A 17,156-nucleotide genomic window follows, 5' to 3' on the forward strand; every position below is an offset into this window, starting at 1 on the left:
CCCCGATACATCGCGGATCTGCTGAAGAGTCCATCCCCGGGGAAGTCGCGCATCGGCCATCTACGGACGATCTCACTCGCCAGGCTTAGATCACCGCTTTAGGAGTTCGATCCCCCTGCGGAGGGACCTGCCTGAACGGGGTTCGGCGGTCGCTCGTCGATCCGACTGAGGTTGCTTCGGTGCGCCATCGTTCGTCGCCGTTGATGTCAGCGCGACGGGCTATGCGCTGATGGGCAACACTCGTGCCTGCTGGCGGGCTTGGGCCCTCAGCTCCTTGAGGCGGTCATGGAACGCGTTGTGGCGGTTCTGGTCGAGGTTCAGCGGCAGGTCGAGTTGAGAGATGAGCTCCGACTCCAGGGCCCACGGCTCGGCATGCTCGATCCAGCACACTCGGGCGTTCTCGGCCATCCACTGGCTGAGGGTGGCTTCCCCAGCCTTGCCGAAGGTCAGGCGCGTGCCGCTGCCTACACGGCGCAGTTCGAGCCCGAGCAGGCAGCCGAGGGTAAGCCGCAGTGTCGACCCGGCCGCGTTGCCCCGATAGTGGTACCGCACTCGTTTCCGCAGGTTCTGCGTGCTGGTCCGGTTCGCCATGTACCGCGGGGCGATGCCCACGTAAAGCAGGCGGCCGGCGTCCAGCTCCTGGTGCGGCGCCTGCTCGAAGTGCCACCCGTAGACCCCCGCCACCGCTGAAACTGGACTCGGGCGCTTCAAGACCTCCTGCGCCGACCACAGTCGAACGGGAGTGGTGAGAGCGGTAGCTTCCACGGAGCCTCCAGATGAGCCACGGGCTGACAGCCGCAGGCTACTTGCTGATGCCGACACAGCACGCGGTCTCACGGTTGCGCAGGCCCTCAGCTTGGGAAGCTGCGGGCATGTGGTGGCGGAGTGGGCTCGCTCACTGCCCACTGTTCCCGCATGATCTGGCACACCTCCGTCAATCCATGTGGCCCCTCTCCATTAGCGTGGTGCGCAGCCGCCGGTATTCAGCGGTATCGGCAAGAGAAGTAGCGGAGAGGAGTGAACTTCTAGCGTATGTGGCAACCTCTCTCCGATCCCACTCTTCTTCAAGCCCTCTAACAAGGGAATCAAGTATCGCCAACGTTTCCGTTGACTGCTCCTGATCTGCAGCCCTCTCAGCCACGGATTGCGGCAAATCGATCTTTCCGCGAGTGGCGCTGAGAGTATTCAGCATGACGCTATTCCATGTTTCGTCCGAGATGACCTTCACTTCCGCCATCCAGCCAAATCCGAGGAGTTCCTGTGAATGTTCTTCTACGGCTAGCTTCCAGAATTCTACAGCCGTATCGGAATACTCGTCTGAAACATTTTCACCTCGCAGGACGAGACCAAGTGCTTTGCCTGCCTCGGAGATGTCGCCCGCGTTTCCAGAAAGGAAAGAAATATTCTCCCTCGGGGTGTAACCAGGGACACCCCAAAGCATTGCGATCACATAATGGGAAAGGGAATTCTGTACCCCTTTACGGACAGAGTCTCTGACGGAGCTTCGGTAATTTTCGAGAAGCCATTCGTAAGGTTGACCCCACTGCAATGCGAGATCGACAGCCGTCTGTCCCATTGTCGGAGGGGCTTCGTCACCGAAGAGTTTTGGCGCGATGGCCTCAAGCCATTCGGGAGAAACGTATGCGATGAATCTGGCTTTGGGGGCGATAATGGCGCGAGCTTCAGCACCGTCACGGCCCGTTAGCATGAGCAGTGAGTCGATGATGCGCGGACCCTCTGCGCGAGTACTGCCATTTTTGTGCTCCATCGAAATGACGGAGAAGGTAGCTTCCAGAGCCTGTGTGAATGGCCTATTGAGCGCCGTCTCCAGGTAATCTACTGAGCTTGAGATGATGCCGGAAGATTCGGACCTGTCTTCAACCTCACTGGCAAGGACGGACCAGACGTATTCACCTCGCTCCCCAAAGCCGATGTTTGAGTGGGCAAGCGCCTTAATGAGAGATACACCCGCATGTTCCGTCGGCCGCCATGTAGGGTCATAGTCGAAATCATCTTTTCCCAAAACTATGACTGGCCACGGATGAGTACGCGTCAACTCGATCAAGTCAACTATCTTGTCAGCAGCCTCCGTCCCTACTGCGGAAATACCTTTGGCCAGGCCCAGCAGATAATGAGCTATGTATGTGGGGTGGCGAAGCTGGCTGGCAATAACCACTGGATCTCGCGCCCACTCTTCAGTATTGGACGATACGGTTGACTCTAGGGCCCTCCCGAGCTCGCGTGCGCTAACTAGCCACTCGGCATTGCTGGGTGACCAGTTGGCGATCCACTGTGCCGCATCTTGAGGTGACATGGCACTTAGTTCTTCACTGCTTATAGGACTTCTACCGTAACCAAACGTTGCCCGAATGGGCTCTTTACGCTTTACCGGTGGCCCATATGAGCCTGAAATCACCGCCACCGCAGTCGACCATGGTGCGCTCACCTGCGCAGGAAGGAAGGCGCTCCAGCGGTAGGCTCGACGCCATTCTTCATTCACATTGCGCTCGCTCAGGGCGGTCCCAAGTTCCTGAAGCCCAGGTGGAGTGCCCAGGGAGGTTTGCCATGCGGAAACGTATGAGCCCTCTGGACATTCATTAACTACGCGTTGAATCAATTTCTCATCATCTACAAGTGGATCACGTTTCGCAATGGCAGAAACTAGCTCCTGAGTAATCGATTCAATTTCAACATCCCGCGAATTTGCGAGAACCCACGACCGGGCTCGCTCTTGAACGGAGTCAGGAAGCGGGCTGATCGAGGCGAGTAGATCGCTCGATGTGCATGATTCAACCAGATTATTGAGAAGGCAGGCTAGCCCGCGCAACAAGGTTGGAAGGATTCCGCGCTCGGGTTGAACTGCCGAGTACTCGCCCAGAGATGCGTTTTGCATTACAAAGAGCGCGTAAGACAAATCTTCTTCCGGAACGTCGGATATCCGGTACGCCAGAATCTTGAGCCGCTTGGGGCCATTCTCCTGGTTCACTCCCAAGCAGTAAGTGTCCATGAATTTTTTGACGTAGGCCTGAGAGTGCACCCAGTTAGAGTGGTTTAATACAATGCTAGCCACAAATTCTATAAATGCCCCTGTGTCGGTGTCGGCTTCACTCGCGCTCACGGCAAAGCTGGAAATTGCTTGTGATCGCGGATACTTTTTCAGGCAGAGTTTTAGGGTTGGGTGGCCGTATTTTCCGATTTCGAGAGCTGCTCGTGCGGGATACCACGACGCCGACTCGGTGAGAATGGACTTTTTTGCTATCCTTTCAATGATGCCCGCCAATTTAGGGGCATGGTCCTTCTTGAGCGCGTCAACCGCAGCAAACATTGGCCAACCTTGGCGATCTGTTGGCGGGTCCAGTAGCTGCGTTACTACAAGAAGATCGAGCCATGCGGGGTGGTCAAGTTGCCCCAGGAATCTATGAAGATGGTAGGGGCTCACAATCAACAATTTTAGCTTCTCAAGGTCTTGCGATGTAAGGGCCTGCAATCGCGCCAATTCATCGAGTTCAGCCATGCGAATTTCAGGCGGCGTAAAAAGTTGTCGCAGTATGGAAACGCAGTCCAGCCACAGGCTTCTGGCCGCGTCAATCGCTATCCCGCGGTGTAGACCCCTATCCAGACGGCCCAAGATCTTTTGATACGACGTGATTGGGGCTACGTCTCCAGTGGTAAGTGGCTGGGTGCCAGTGCGGTTTACGATCACTGCAATCAATCGTCGCTGATGTACGGCGTCCTGCTTATGGAAAATATCGAGAGCGTCAACCTTGGTGAAGAGTCGCTGCAATGCGCTTTCTCTATCTTCTGCGGTGAGGTCGGCGGCGGCCGTAAGTTGCTGTTTGGCTTCGACGACCTCGCGGGACAGGACCTTCCATTCTCCGCCCGTACTGGCTGCGTTCTGCGAAGAAGGGATCGCCTTCATCGCCTCTCTTAGGGCATATGCAATAAGGGATCCATGCTCTGGTATGGAGTCGTCGTCAAAAGCGATCAGGGCTTGAGCCGATCGTAGGAAGCTGACTGCGCGCTTGCCGTCGTCGTTCAGCTCATCGACGAGATGAGACAGCAGCGTCTCGTCCAGTTCTGGAGTCTCCATATTCCCTTTTAGCACACCGCCACAACCCGCGACACCTCGTTGAACACGAAGCTGAGTCTGCGAGTACAGGTCGGTGGAGCGGCTTTGGGGTGGCGCTGCTTTGGGGCGAGTGATCATGGCCCCGTAAGCTTCCGGCGCGTCGGGCAGTCTGTGGACCTGCCCGTTAAAGCACGACGTTGGGGCCATGATCTTAGAGGCTCGCGCCAAAGTGGCTCCGTAAAGCCGTGGAGCCGACCGCCCCAGCCACGGCGTACCCCTTCTACGGCAAGCGGCTGATTGCTATACGCGCGGCACGGGCGCCGGCCGGGCTGGAGCGGGGCGGAGACAGGAGCGCAGGCCCGGCCGGGGGCCGGGCCGCGCGCGGGGAGCGGAGCGAGCCGCCTTGAAACCCGTAGAGAGAGTTGTAGCTCAGAGGGTGTACGGCAGTGTCCGGTCCCGGTAGATGCTTGACACTTCGGTCCCAGCTGATGGTTGACAGTGGCCGTGTTCGGCTTTTCTGTGCGCGTCGTTGCGGTGCGTGTGGGGAGGCCGGGATTGGCGCTGGTGGAGTTGTCGGTTGTCGAGCAGCGATATCGGGCTGTGCTTGCGGTGTTGGCGGGTGCGACGGTGACGGAGGTCGCCGCTCAGCTGGGGGTGTCCCGGCAGACGGTGAGCGGGTGGAAGTCCCGGTATGAGGCTGCTGGTCTGGCGGGGTTGGCGGACCGGTCGCGTAGGCCGGCGTCGTGTCCGCATCAGGCGTCTGCGGAGGTGGAGGCGGCGGTGTGTGAGCTGCGGCGCAGGCATCCTCGGTGGGGGCCGCGGCGGATCGCTCATGTGCTGGAGCGGGCTGGGTCGGTGGCGCCGGTGCCGTCACGGATGACGGTGTATCGGATCCTGGTGCGGCATGGCCTGGTGGAGCCGGGGGTGCGGCGCCGGAAGCGGTCGGATTACAAGCGCTGGCAGCGGGATCGGCCGATGCAGTTGTGGCAGATGGACATCGTCGGCGGGGTGATGCTGGTCGACCCGGTCACGGGCGAGTTGTCCGAGGCGAAGGTCGTGACCGGTGTGGACGATCATTCCCGGTACTGCGTGATCGCGTCGGTGGTCGAGCGGGCGACCGGGCGGGCGGTGTGTGCGGCGTTCGCCCGGGCCCTGCAGGCGTTCGGGGTGCCGGAGGAGGTGCTCACCGACAACGGCAAGCAGTTCACCGACCGGTTCGGGCAGGGCGGTGAGGTGCTGTTCGACCGGATCTGTAGGGAGAACGGGATCGCGCACCGGCTGACCCAGCCGGCGTCGCCGACCACGACGGGCAAGGTCGAGCGGTTCCACCAGACGCTGCGGCGCGAACTCCTCGACGATTGTGGGGCGTTCGAGAGCATCGGGGCGGCCCAAGTGGCGCTGGATGCGTGGGTTCAGGAGTACAACTCCGTGCGTCCGCATCAGGCGCTGGACATGCAGTCTCCGGCGGACCGGTTTGCTTCTGTTCCCGAGCAGGAGCGGGAGGTGCTTGGTCTGAAGGTGCCCGGGGTTCTCTCACTCGTCCCGCAGCAGCGGACGGCCCCGGCGGAGGTGGTCACCGCCGTGGAGTCGGCTGAGCTGGTTCCTGCCGTGATGGCGCCGAAGACGTCCGGCCTGCCGGTTCAGGGGCCCGATGGTGTGATGCCGGTCGAGCACGGTGGGCCGGTGGAGTTCGAGCGGGTGGTGCCTGCGAGTGGGAATCTGCAGGTCGCGGGCAAGCAGTTCTGGCTGGGGCCTGTCCGTTCGGGGCTGACGGTGACCTTCTGGGCCGACACGCAGGTGATCCACCTACTGATCGCCGGGGCGCGGATCAAGACGGTGCGCTCCCACCTGTCGGTGGCAGACCTGGCCCAGCTCGCGGCTCGGGGCGGGCGCGCGGCCGGACCATCACCGCTGCCGACCGGGGAGGGGGCCGCGTTCGAGGTCGACCGGACGGTGAACAACAGCGGGCTGGTGAGCCTGGCCGGGCGCCAGGTGCTGGCGGCGGAGATCCTGGGCGGACGGCAGGTGAGCATCCGGATCGACGAGGCCACACTGTCGTTCTTCGATCCGTCCTCGCGGGAGCTGCTGCGGGTGCGGCCCAACCCGCTCGGCCCCGGCGAGGTGCAGCGGCTGCGTGGTCTGCGGCCCGCGGGCCCGCCGCCCCGGCCGCGGGTGGAGCCGGTGCGGGTCCAGCGACGGGTCAGCGCGGTCGGCACGGTCATGGTCTGCCGCCAGGTCGTCTCCCTCGGCCGCCCCTACGCAGGCCGGACCGTGACCGTGCACGTGTCGGACTCGACGATCACCGTCCACCTGGACGGCCAGGTCCGAGTCATCCAGCGCACCACCGACATTCCCGTCCGCCACGTGAAGGCGAACAAGCCCCACAAGGTTTCCGATGTTGTCTAGGCCCACCGTCAAGCATCAGCTGGGACCAGAATGTCAAACATCACCTGGGACTAGACAGGGTGTACGGCGAGGACGACGGTGTGATGCGCACGCTCGTGGCCGAGCACGCCATCGCCGTGCTCCTCGTCGGCCACATCACCAAGACGCTGACGGCGCTGCAGCTCAGCTACATGGGCTGACACCCCCGGCCTGAGGGTCATCTACGGCCCCAGCGGCCGGTCGAATTTGGGGCCAGCGGCCTGGTCGTACTGCCGGATCACGAGATGTCGGCCAGGGTGGGCCGCCTGGATCTGGGCGCAATGGTGGACCACCGCACCGAGAGATCCTTTGCGTCCTGTCCCGAACCCGAGGAGTTCCCCCGTATCGACGTCATGGACTCGGTAGTGGATGTCTTCCTTCAACGGGCTTGCCACCGTGAGCGGCTCGCCCTGCCAGGAGTCAGTCACTCTCTTCCTTCCTGATCACGTCGCTGGGTGAAGGGCACGCGGGCTAGGAGGCAATTTCCCATTGAGCGGCCGACCCCCCGGAGCCAAACAGGCCGTCGAATCGGCGAGCAATTCTCCCAGAAATCAAGAAGTACGGCGCCCCCGAACCGGCAATGCTGTGTGGGCCCTCCTGCCCTGCAATGAGAACGTCGTGCGGCGCCAGCACGTCGAGATCGTCGAACACGTAGTAGACCGGGAGTCGTGTCCACGCGACGAGCTGCAAGTGGGCGTGCACAGCCGCTCGTTCGACGGCGTGCCGACCAGTGCTCCTGCTGGTCATGCGGCTCTTGCAGTCGATCAGCACGAGATCCTTACTTTTCGCTGCGATGAGGTCAGGGATCCACCTGATGAAGCTGTCGGTTCCCCGAAGAGCATCTTGGAGTCTCTTGGTCAGCAAGCCTTGCCCCTAGGGGTTGACTTCCCACCCACGCATGGTGAGTTGTTCAGCGACGTATTGCTCGTGAGCGTCGCCTACCGCTTTCCGCTGCTGAAAGCTCGCCATGCCTGCAGTGTGGCCCGCCCTGCGGGATACGTAACTCGGCGTGGGCTGAACCCGGCCAGTCCCATCCAGTCTCAGTAGTTGTCACTGCGTTCGGGTGAGTCCGTGGACGTCCGACTGTGTACGGCTACGTTCAAAGCAAGTTGGCCGAAAGTCACCCGCAGAACCACGCTTTCCGAGAGGCGGCTTCACGTTGGAGTGCGTTGCCTTTCCCGAGCTACAGGTATCAGCGTGGCCTGGTACTCGGTGGCTGCTGTGCAGCTTGAAGTTCGGGCCTCTCGTTCGCCATCTCAGTGTGCCGGGCAGTGGTCTTACCGTCTCCGCGAACATCTTGCCTGAGGCTCGTCAATGCTGCGTGCCGCGCTCTCGCCTGTGCGTGCGCCTCGGTCATGCGGGCCAGCAACTGCTCGTAGTGCGGGCTGAGAAGCTGTTGTCTTTCCGGAGTTGAGGACTGCGTTTCCGCTGGTCGGGCGTAGGGTCGGCGGTCCCGTGGGAGTAGTGGCCTGTCGTGCTGTCGCTGCCCGGGAGGTCGTGGATGCCGTCGGTGGTTGGGCTGTTGGAACAGCGTGAGCTGGGTGCTCGCCGTCGCGTGGACGAGCTGCGGGAGGAGGCCGACCGCGTCCAGGCCGAACTGGCCGTGGCCGAGCGGGAATGGCAGGAGTGGGCCATCGCCCGCTCGCGGGTCGGCGAGGTGCTGGCCCCGGCGGACGAACCCATGCAGGACCATGCCCGGGTCGACCGGACCGCGCAGGCCGCCGAGGAGCGGACCGGAAAGACCGCGCGAGTGCCGGGGGCGGCGAAGGCGAAGTCGCAGGTGCCGGTGTGGCGTGAGGGGCTGGACAGGTCGGTGCTGTCGGTGGACTACCAGCGCATCCTGGACGTGCTCGCGGACCGGTGCCGGCTCGGGCAGGGGCCGCTGACCTGCCAGGAGATGGCCGCCTTGTTCGGCATGGACGTGGTGCCGGCGCGGGTGGAGGCGCTGCGGTCGAAGGCGAAACGACTGGTCGCGCGCGGCTGGCTGGCCGAGCCCGCGCCGGGCCGGTTCACGCCTGCTGCGGGCGTGAGCGGGCAAGGCGGCGGGTCATGAGCAGGGTCATCGACCAGTAGACCATCGCCTCGGCGCTGGTGGTGCGCCGCTCGTAGTCGCGGGCCAGGCGGCGGGTGCGCATCAGGTGGGCGAAGAGATGCTCGACGATCCACCGCTTGGGCAGCACCACGAAGCCGCGTATGTCGTCGCTGCGTTTGACGATCGCCAGGACCACCGCGAGGAAGGTGAAGCAGTACTCGATGAGGTTGCCGGTGTAGCCGCCGTCGGCCCAGACGAGGGCGAGGCGGTGATGCGCGTCGGCCACCTGCTCAAGCAGCACCCGGGCGGCGGCGCGGTCGCCGACATCCGCGGCGGTGACCATCACCCCGAGCAGCAGGCCGAGGGTGTCGACCACGACGTGCCGCTTGCGCCCGTTGACCAGCTTCCCGCCGTCGAACCCGCGACTGTCCGCACCGACAACAGCGTCCGCCTTCACCGACTGCGAGTCGATCACTGCGGCCGTCGGCTCCGCGTCGCGGCCCACTTTCTCGCGGACCTGCCCACGTAGCCGGTCGTGGAACTCCTTGACCAGGCCATGGTCGCGCCAGCGGCGGAAAAACGCGTATACCCGGTCCCACGGCGGGAAGTCGGCCGGCATCGCCCGCCACTTGATGCCGTTGTCAACGAGGTAGCGGATCGCATCGAGTACAGCCCGGTGGCAGTACGCCTCCGGCCGGCCGCCGCGACCGCGCATCCAGCCCGGCACCGGCAGCAGCGGCCGGACGGCCGGAGGCACTCCGCGTCCGTCATGTCCGTCGGGTAGCGCGGCCGCCGCGTTTCATTGTCGGCGGCGTTTCCGAACCGGTGAGCCAGGCAGTCACACTCCCAGGTGACCGAGCTGGACTGCCCGGCCGTCGGCACGGAAGACTGCTGCACCAGGGCCTCCTGCTGCTCGGTGATTCGACACCAACGAGCTGTTCAGGAGGCCCTGTCCGTATGCGCCAAGCGCCCCACGATCACCCAATCGGGACTCCCGTTCGACGCGCATCTCTCAAGATCGGAAAGACAACAGCTTCTCAGGTCTGCCCTTGGGCCCGAAGCTGTTGGCACGCGGCCAACTGGCCGACCGCCTCTTCGAGGCTGCAGTCGGCCAGAGACGGAATCACCAGATCAGCCTGAGACAAGTCCATGTCGGACGTGACCCCATTGGGGACCGCGACGCATGAGAGCCCTGCCAGATTAGCCGCGCGGATCCCATTGGGGGAATCCTCGACAGCAAGGGCAGCCTCAGGAGGCACTCCAAGAGCCGCACACGTCCGCAGGTAGAGGTCAGGCGCAGGCTTGCCCGGGATTCCCGGCCCACCACAAGAGATCGCCGTAAAGCTGCCAGCCACGTTTAGACGGCGCAGGTTGCCCACGACCCAATCGGACGGAGAGCTGGAGGCCACACCAAGCAATACGCCCCGTTCGCTCGCTTCCCTCAGCCAGCTCGTCACTCCCGGCAGGAGACCTGTTCGCGCACAAAGCTCTCTGCTCCGTTGCACTCTCCAGCGCCGCGCCTCGGGTTCGTCTATATCCGTCGGACAGGACTTCAACAGGCTCGGCATCAAGTCACGGTGCAGCGACGAGCCGATTCGCTGCTTCCACTCGACCAGCGATGGAGGCGGACATCCATACTGGGCGAACAGATCTATCCACGACTGAAGCAGCGACGTCTCCGTGTCCACGATGACACCATCGAAGTCGAATACAACTGCGCGGACACCGAAACCGTGGCCCGACGGCCTCGCCCTAGTGTCAGGTTTCATGCTGTGACTCCCACCGTCCTCGGTCAGATACCCGGAAGGCGCCAGAGGCCCTATCACCACAGGTGGCGCAGTGACTCGACGAGATTAGGTACAAGATCACGATCTCGCGCCACCTTCTCGTGTGCCGACCGGCAGATCTTCCGTGTCTCCTCTGCCGAATAGCTGAGCGCACGCCTGATCGCGTCTGTCAGCGATCCGACGTCGGTAGCAGAGTAGAAGAGCCCTGTCTGGCCGTCCTCTATCTGCTCGACGAAGCCGTCGCAGGCCGGCGCGACCACGACGGGGCCTCCGTTCCTGGCCCACATGGCCACCTCGAAGGGCACGTTGGCCAACGGCTCACCGAGCGAGGTGCAGGCAACAACCCGTGTCTCCTCTAGCGCACACAGAGCCCTCGGGAGCTCCCGCGTGAAGCGAGGGACGAGCGTCGCCCGGATGCCGTGCTCGGCGATGAGCCTCCGGTACTCGTCCAGGGTCGGCCCCGAGTGACTGTGAGGGACCGCGACCAGCGCCAGGTGCACCTGGTCCCGGATCGGACCGAGAGACCGTATGAGCGTGTCCACCCCCTTGACGGGGTCTGCCCTTCCAAAGGAAAGGACAATAGGGCGGTCGACGGGGATACCCCACTGCGCGACCGTACGGCGCGCTTCTTCCTGAGGGCATGCCTGCAGGTCGCGACTCGCCAGATCAAGGCTGGAGCGAAAAGGTATCAATCGCTCGGTCCGCAGCCCGTACACATCACGAAGGTGGGACGTAAAAAACTGGCCGATATCGGCCACCCAAGCGCGGCGAGAACCGTTGACATGCCGGATGCAATCCTGTTCCCAATCCCTTCTCCCTGCAGTCGGTTTGGTCCCGCGAATCGCGTCCGTGCTGTATAAGGCCTGCACCGTCTTGATGTCGGCGGCATGGGAGCTGGCCCTGTCGGCAATGTACCGAGAAACACCAGCGAAAGGGGTGTCGACGGCAATGACGACCAACTCGTCTAGCTCTTTGGAGACGCGGACCGCGACATCGGCGGCCTCCCTGGACAGAGCCTCCCACGTGTCGACGGACCAGAGACCCGACGTGGCGCCAGAAGGCAACTTGAAGAGTCGTCCGTCCGATTTCTCGATGACGCGCTGAGCCCACACCAGGTCGTCTTCGCTGTAGGCGAGGGTCCGGGTGCCGGGTGCCGGGAAGGCGACGTCGACGGTGAAAGGACACAACATGCTCACGAGATCCGCCCGTCGCTCATCCAGCGTTCCCAAGAGCGTCTTCGTCTGCCTGCCGATGCCGTTGGTGTTGTTGCACACACCGTTGTATGTGCAGTAGAGAATCCCGCGCTTCAAATTGATCACCTCGGAACGGTGCGATCTCACACTAGTAGTTTTCTTGCCCGCATTTCTTCTCGGCGGGGGACAAGCAATGTCGCCAAACTGCGGATCAACCCACCCGCCACAAGAGCCAGCGCGGGCCCCAGACCGACGCCGACAGCGTTGCTCAGCCCCTGGGCGAGAGCTGCTCCGAAAAGGGCTCCCAAGGGGTGGGCCGTCCAGGTGAGCGTTTTCATTGTCGCCACTACGCGTCCCATGCTGGTGTCGTCGACGACGGACTGGCGAATGACGGCAGCGTTGATATTCCACACGGGCAGGAAGAAGGCTGAAATGGCTGCTATGAGACACATAATGAGGATCTTCTCGCCTGTCAGTGACAGCGGGACAAAGAGCCACGGCACACCGAGCATTACCGAGCCCAGGGTCATGGTCCGCGCCAACCCGAGCGCCCTGGTGACTTTCCTGGCGAAGAGCGCTCCAAGACAGGCACCCAGGCTTCCTGAAGTCAGGATGATTCCCAGCCACATAGGGTCGAGCTGCAGCCCGCGATAAACAAAAACCGGAAGCACCGCCAGTATGATGGCGAAGCCGAAGTTCGAAGTCGTCGACTTCAGAGCGAGGGGCAGCAGCACAGCGTCGTTCTTCACCATGAGCAGACCTGCTCTTATTTCATGCGTGATCCTCGGGCGAGACTGAACCCTCATATGCGTCTCAGGAGCCCTCGGCAGGCCTAGAACGGACACAGCGGACATCGCGGCGTTGGCAACCAGTGCAAAGGGCGCACCGAACATCTTGATGAGAAAGCCGGAGAGGGCGGGTCCCGCGACCTGGGAGACCGAACGGCTCGCTTCGAGGCCGGAATAAGCCGTGTGCAGACTCCGGGTGCCCGCAGCCGCTGGGACATAGGCCTGCACGGCGATCTCGAAGAAGACAGCAGCCGTGCCGATGACGAATCCGGCGATGTACATCTGGCCCAGTCCGAGCAGATCAAACGCGGCGGCCATGGGTATTGAGATGACACTCAACAGTCGGATCACGTCGGCACAGACAATCAGACGTCGGCGCGAGAAGCGGTCGGTGAGGGCCCCTGCGAATAGCCCGGCAAGGGGGTAGCCGAGGCTGACCGCGGCGTTGAGTGCCCCGGCCTCGACAGCCGAGGCGTTCAGCATCAGGATCGCGATCGTGGGCAGGGCCGACTCCGTGATCTGGTCGCCCAGCATGCTGGCCGACTGGCACACCAGGAACCTGCTGTAACGCCGGCTCATCTGCGGGCCGCATCAATCCAGTCCTCAAGCGAATGATTCGAGAGACGCACGTACACTTCCCGGTAGAGATCGGCTGTTCTCTGGATGATCCGGCCGGGAATATGCGGAGCAGGGAGGGAACGATTCCATCGCTGCGATGTCAGCCACTCCTTGATCGCACGCCGATCGAAGGACAACGGAACCTCGCCAGGACTCCAGGACCCCGCAAGCCAGAATCGACTCGAGTCGGGGGTGAGGACTTCGTCGGCGAGGGCGATCCGCCCCACCTCATCGAAGCCAAACTCGAACTTGGTGTCGGCGATGACGATGCCCCGAGGCCGGGCGACACGGACGGCCTGATCATAGAGATCGAGACTGCGTTTCTTGAGGGTCTCGAAGACATCGTTCCCCACCAGGTCGGCCGCAGCACCGGCCGAAAGGTTCTGGTCACCTTCATTGCGCTTGAGTGCGGGCGTGAACAATGGCTCAGGAAAGGGGTCGGCGAACCTCATTCCCTTGGGCATCACCTCACCTCCAACTCGCCCGGTGCTGCGGTACTCGTCCCAGGCCGACCCGGTGATGTGCCCACGCACCACACATTCAAGGGGAATCATCCTGAGTTTTCTCACGACGACCGCCCGACCGGCGAGATGTGAGATCTGGTCCGGAAGATCAGATGCCCGCCATGCGAGCAGATGGTGCGGGGCACTGTCCAGGTTGTCCAGCCAGAATTTCGTCAGTGCCGTGACGACCAGTCCTTTGTCCGGAACCTCGTCGTTGAGCACGGTGTCGAACGCCGACATCCGGTCGCTGGCTATAAGGGCAAGCTCGCCCTGCATCCGCGGACCGTGCGGGGGCACTACCTCGTAGATGTCGCGGACCTTTCCCGACGAGCTATACCGCAACTGATTCCCCGCTGTGCCGCCCAGCGGCCGCGACAAGCTCAGAAGAGGACTTTCCCAGGCGTCGGGAAACGGGATTTCAGCCATCGCCGGTGCCCCCGACCGGGACTGATGCTTCTCCATACTCTGTCACCTCTACGGATCGCGAAAATCGGCTTCTTTCGTGGACCGTCAATCCCAGCCTGTGGTATCCGGATCCGAAGCCGCTTTGATGGCCACCGAAGCGATGGGTGAGGCGAAGAACCGATCGTCCGCGCCGTCAACCGTGGCCGCTAAAACGGGCGCAGCGAGACCGAGAACGAGAGTGATCTTCACAATGCTCTTGCAGGTTCGAGACATGGTGGGCCCCCATTCAGGACCAGAAGGAAACGGGCAGGAATCGGAAGGCGGACTGAGTCCGGTCCTTGCCGACGAATTCAGCTTCGTCGTCGCGACTGCCGGTTGTCAGCACTCGTCGCTGGCCTGATCAGGCAGATGCATAGTCCGTCCATCGTCTCCGTCGCCCGCCCCTACCTCCCGGTCGAAGAACACGCCGACCAAGGCGCCGGAATGACTGGTGATGCGGCACTCGTTCAAGGCCGGCTCCGTACTCACGGCAAGCGTCACCGCTTCGAGGGCAATCCTCTCGGCACTCAGTAGGGACTCTGCCGCAATGAACAGACCGAGGGTGACGATCCCCGGCTGATTGGTGTGCACACTGACATGGTCGACTGCGCCCTCGGGTGCGGCATGGGCGAGCAACAGCTGGTTCAGCCGCTCAGGAGGGACAAAGTCATGCGATGTGTTGATGCGGACGTGGATGAGATACATCCCACCCACCCTCCGAGACCGACACAAGGGGCGACAAGGCGCATACCTGGACGCTTTATGCGAGGGACGGAATCGGTCATCCCCGAGGAGAGATTCAGTTAGTGCTGTTTACAACCTCCTGGTGTTGAATCATGCTCTAAGCATGTGTCCCTGAGGGGAGGGATCTGTTGTGTTGGAGACCTTGGGGCTGGACGAAACCGCTGAGAACGTTTACCGAGCGATGCTCGGCCGACCTCAGGCCGACTTATCCGACCTCCGACAGCACCTTGACATCTCCGAAGCCTCACTGAGGGCGGCGCTCGACCGCCTCAGCGAGCTCGCCCTGGTACGCCAAGCCCAGGATGATCCGCAATGCTTCCGGGCTGTGGATCCCGCGGTCAGCATGAAGGTTCTGATCGCCCGCCAGGAGGAACGGCTGGCCGCCGAGCAGCAGCGGGTCGAACAGACCCGACTCGCAGTCACGAAGCTGATGGCGGACTTCGCGGCGTCCCGCCCCCGAAAGCACCCCTCCGACGTCGAGCAGCTCGACGGGATCGACGAGATCCGCGATCGGATCAACGTGCTGTGCCGTGAGGTGCAGAGTGAGGTCATGACTCTGGCCCCTGGCGGCGGCCAGAGCGCCGCGAGTATGGAAGCGGCCAAGCCGCAGGATGCCGAATTGCTCAGACGGGGCGTGACCATGCGGACGGTGTACCTGGACAGTGTCCGCAACAGTCCGTCGACGTTGAAGTACGCGAAGTGGCTTACTGAACTCGGCGGCCAAGTGCGCACGGTGCCGTCTCTGCCCATTCGCCTGATGGTCCTGGACCGCAAGTTCGCCGTCCTGCCCACGGACGGCGACAACAGTGCGGCCGGTGCCATGATCCTCACAGGCAGCGGTGCGCTGGTCGCACTTAGCGCCTTCTTCGAATCTGTCTGGGAAAACGGCAGGCCCCTCGGAGTATCCGCCACTCAGCGGGACGAGCAGGGTTTGACAAGCCAGGAGTCGGAAGCGCTTCGCCTTCTGGGGCAGGGCTTTACCGATGAGGCGATAGCGAAGCGGCTTGGCGTGTCGTCCCGCACGGCACGCCGGATCGCCGCTGACCTCATGGAGACACTCCAGGCTCGCAGCCGGTTTCAAGCCGGCGCTCGGGCCGTTGCACGAGAGTGGCTCACAGGAGAGGAGTAGCGCGTCCGTGGCCTCGCTCGGTCGGCAGCGGGCCTCGACGACGTCGGATGCTGGCTCAGTCAAGACTTCCGTTTGGGAGACCCGACTCGATCGCTGCTGTAGGGCAACGTCCGCAAGGTCGTCCTCGCAGCTTGGATGGCCGCAGGTCGCCCCGAGGCCCGCGAACTCCTCAAGATCGACCCGACACGCCACCCATACCGCGCGGCTGACCCACGCACAGCTCCAGGCCGCGCTCAGGCGGGCCGGTCGCAGGCTCGGCATCGAGACGGAGGCCCACCCGCCTCCGTGACATCTTCCGCGCCGAGAGTGGGCCCACCAGCCGCCGCTCGTCGAGTGCGCGCTCGGCAGCCGCCGGCGCCCTCGCGATGGCGGTGGAAGAAGCGTTCCCTCAGCACCCGGACGCCGAGATCCTGCTGACCTTCCCCGGGCTCGGCATCCAGCTCGCCGCCCGAATCCTGACTGAGATCGGGGACGACCGCACCCGCTTCGCGGACTGAAGGCCTACGCCAGCTCCTCATAGGCGCGCAGCTGGGGCGCCTCCGCGCGTGTGCAAGCCGTGCTTCTAGCCGTGAACCACAGACAAAACCTGCACTCCCAGGCACCCCAGGTGTCATCCTGAAGACGAAAGAAGCAGGTAGGAGCCATGGGCTACAGATCCTGTTGCCCTCCTAAAGCGGGTGTCGCAGGTTCGAATCCTGCCGGGGGCACAGGGTCTGACCAGCGCGTTTACCTCACAGAGGTAGGCGCGCTGATCTTTGTGGCCACGGCATTGGCCACGAATAGGTTCCGTTGTCATGGCGAACACGACATCCAAGCGCCGTCAGCGCGGCAGCATCCGGCCCCACGGGGACGGCTTCCAGGTCCGGGTCTACGCAGGGCATGACCCGCTCACCAAGAAGGAAATCCGCCTCACCGAACAGGCTGAGACCTGGCCCGAGGCCGAGAAGATCCGCACCCGGCTCCTCAATCAGGTCGATGAGCAACGGCATCCCAAGACCCAGGTCACCATGGGATTCCTCCTCGACCGCTGGCTCAGCGTCGCCGAGCTAGACGTCGACACGTCGTACGCGCGGGCCGAGGGCATCATCCGCAACTACCTCAAGCCGACATTCGGCGACCTCAAGGCCGGCAAGCTCACGGCCGAGATGCTAGAGCTCTTCTACGCCCGCCTCCGGCACTGTCAGGAACAGTGCGAGGGCCGCCGCAATGGCAAGACCGACCCGCAGACGAAGCAGAAGCACGTCTGCGAGCCGCTCGCCGCGAACACCGTCCGCAAGATTCACTTCATCCTGCGGCCCGCACTCAACCGCGGCCTGCGCTGGGGCTACGTGACAAGCAATGTCGCAGCCCTCGCCGAGCCTCCCTCTTAGCCACAACCGAACCCGGACCCTCCCACCCCCGAGGAAGCGGCTCTCGCTCTCAACA

General features: G+C 63.1%; 15 protein-coding genes. 5 read left to right on the forward strand and 10 right to left on the reverse strand.

Annotated elements, in window-relative coordinates; genetic code table 11:
• Positions 1-219 precede the first annotated feature (219 nt).
• Together OHT21_RS18670 and OHT21_RS18675 are read right to left on the reverse strand one after the other, a co-directional pair.
• Positions 220-684: a GIY-YIG nuclease family protein gene (locus OHT21_RS18670; protein WP_328769472.1), complete on the reverse strand. Its 465-nt coding sequence runs from the start codon at positions 682-684 to the stop codon at positions 220-222.
• 250 nt (positions 685-934) lie between these two features.
• The gene (locus tag OHT21_RS18675; RefSeq protein WP_328769473.1) at positions 935-4,207 is read right to left on the reverse strand and encodes a hypothetical protein; all 3,273 of its coding nucleotides are present in this window, start codon (positions 4,205-4,207) and stop codon (positions 935-937) included.
• A 432-nt stretch (positions 4,208-4,639) separates the two neighbouring features.
• On the opposite strand from OHT21_RS18675, the gene OHT21_RS18680 reads away from it, so the two are divergent.
• Positions 4,640-6,475, forward strand: coding sequence for an IS481 family transposase (locus OHT21_RS18680; protein ID WP_443050642.1), 1,836 nt, complete (start codon positions 4,640-4,642; stop codon positions 6,473-6,475).
• Positions 6,476-6,675: 200 nt separating this feature from the next.
• On the opposite strand, the gene OHT21_RS18685 is transcribed toward OHT21_RS18680, so the two are convergent.
• Positions 6,676-6,921: a hypothetical protein gene (locus OHT21_RS18685; protein WP_328769475.1), complete on the reverse strand. Its 246-nt coding sequence runs from the start codon at positions 6,919-6,921 to the stop codon at positions 6,676-6,678.
• 43 nt (positions 6,922-6,964) lie between these two features.
• Positions 6,965-7,357, reverse strand: a complete 393-nt coding sequence (locus tag OHT21_RS18690) for a hypothetical protein (RefSeq protein ID WP_328769476.1) — start codon at positions 7,355-7,357, stop codon at positions 6,965-6,967.
• Positions 7,358-7,994: 637 nt separating this feature from the next.
• Here OHT21_RS18690 and OHT21_RS18695 point away from each other — a divergent pair.
• Complete coding sequence (locus OHT21_RS18695; RefSeq protein ID WP_328769477.1) at positions 7,995-8,546, forward strand: hypothetical protein; 552 nt, start codon at positions 7,995-7,997, stop codon at positions 8,544-8,546.
• Here the strand turns inward: OHT21_RS18695 and OHT21_RS18700 are convergent.
• The 6 genes from OHT21_RS18700 to OHT21_RS18720 form a co-directional block, all read right to left on the reverse strand.
• Complete coding sequence (locus OHT21_RS18700) at positions 8,503-9,282, reverse strand: IS5 family transposase (RefSeq protein ID WP_328769479.1); 780 nt, start codon at positions 9,280-9,282, stop codon at positions 8,503-8,505. The two genes, OHT21_RS18695 and OHT21_RS18700, sit on opposite strands and share 44 nt — an antisense overlap.
• Positions 9,283-9,562: 280 nt before the next feature.
• The gene (locus OHT21_RS44695) at positions 9,563-10,294 is read right to left on the reverse strand and encodes an HAD family hydrolase (RefSeq protein ID WP_443050390.1); all 732 of its coding nucleotides are present in this window, start codon (positions 10,292-10,294) and stop codon (positions 9,563-9,565) included.
• Between the two features lie 53 nt (positions 10,295-10,347).
• Positions 10,348-11,631, reverse strand: coding sequence for a glycosyltransferase family 4 protein (locus tag OHT21_RS18705; protein WP_328769480.1), 1,284 nt, complete (start codon positions 11,629-11,631; stop codon positions 10,348-10,350).
• A gap of 17 nt (positions 11,632-11,648) precedes the next feature.
• Positions 11,649-12,872: an MFS transporter gene (locus OHT21_RS18710; protein WP_328769481.1), complete on the reverse strand. Its 1,224-nt coding sequence runs from the start codon at positions 12,870-12,872 to the stop codon at positions 11,649-11,651.
• Positions 12,869-13,876 (reverse strand): phosphoribosylaminoimidazolesuccinocarboxamide synthase, encoded by a 1,008-nt coding sequence (locus OHT21_RS18715; protein ID WP_328769482.1) that lies wholly within the window; start codon positions 13,874-13,876, stop codon positions 12,869-12,871. The genes OHT21_RS18710 and OHT21_RS18715 overlap by 4 nt, the downstream gene beginning before the upstream one ends.
• A gap of 321 nt (positions 13,877-14,197) precedes the next feature.
• A complete protein-coding gene (locus OHT21_RS18720) occupies positions 14,198-14,563 on the reverse strand; it encodes a hypothetical protein (RefSeq protein ID WP_328769483.1) in 366 nt (121 codons plus the stop codon).
• A gap of 169 nt (positions 14,564-14,732) precedes the next feature.
• Here OHT21_RS18720 and OHT21_RS18725 point away from each other — a divergent pair, with 169 nt between their 5' ends.
• The 3 genes from OHT21_RS18725 (at position 14,733) to OHT21_RS18735 (ending at position 17,101) form a co-directional block, all read left to right on the forward strand.
• Positions 14,733-15,731 carry a helix-turn-helix domain-containing protein gene (locus tag OHT21_RS18725; protein WP_328769484.1) on the forward strand — a complete coding sequence of 333 codons (999 nt, stop codon included), beginning with the start codon at positions 14,733-14,735 and terminating at the stop codon, positions 15,729-15,731.
• 365 nt (positions 15,732-16,096) lie between these two features.
• Positions 16,097-16,228 (forward strand): transposase, encoded by a 132-nt coding sequence (locus OHT21_RS18730; RefSeq protein WP_328769485.1) that lies wholly within the window; start codon positions 16,097-16,099, stop codon positions 16,226-16,228.
• 297 nt (positions 16,229-16,525) lie between these two features.
• Entirely contained in the window at positions 16,526-17,101 is a 576-nt protein-coding gene (locus OHT21_RS18735; protein WP_328769486.1) for a hypothetical protein, read from the forward strand.
• Positions 17,102-17,156 lie beyond the last annotated feature (55 nt).

The sequence above is a fragment of the Streptomyces sp. NBC_00286 genome (genome assembly GCF_036173125.1).
Lineage (GTDB): Bacteria > Actinomycetota > Actinomycetes > Streptomycetales > Streptomycetaceae > Streptomyces.

What these genes read in the sequence shown, in the direction of transcription:
- OHT21_RS18675 (WP_328769473.1), bottom strand. Translation starts at nt 4,207, where the DNA reads ATGATCACTCGCCCCAAAGCAGCGCCACCCCAAAGCCGCTCCACCGAC.
- OHT21_RS18695 (WP_328769477.1), top strand. Translation starts at nt 7,995, where the DNA reads ATGCCGTCGGTGGTTGGGCTGTTGGAACAGCGTGAGCTGGGTGCTCGC.
- OHT21_RS44695 (WP_443050390.1), bottom strand. Translation starts at nt 10,294, where the DNA reads ATGAAACCTGACACTAGGGCGAGGCCGTCGGGCCACGGTTTCGGTGTC.
- OHT21_RS18710 (WP_328769481.1), bottom strand. Translation starts at nt 12,872, where the DNA reads ATGAGCCGGCGTTACAGCAGGTTCCTGGTGTGCCAGTCGGCCAGCATG.
- OHT21_RS18715 (WP_328769482.1), bottom strand. Translation starts at nt 13,876, where the DNA reads ATGGAGAAGCATCAGTCCCGGTCGGGGGCACCGGCGATGGCTGAAATC.
- OHT21_RS18720 (WP_328769483.1), bottom strand. Translation starts at nt 14,563, where the DNA reads ATGTATCTCATCCACGTCCGCATCAACACATCGCATGACTTTGTCCCT.
- OHT21_RS18730 (WP_328769485.1), top strand. Translation starts at nt 16,097, where the DNA reads ATGGCGGTGGAAGAAGCGTTCCCTCAGCACCCGGACGCCGAGATCCTG.
- OHT21_RS18735 (WP_328769486.1), top strand. Translation starts at nt 16,526, where the DNA reads ATGGCGAACACGACATCCAAGCGCCGTCAGCGCGGCAGCATCCGGCCC.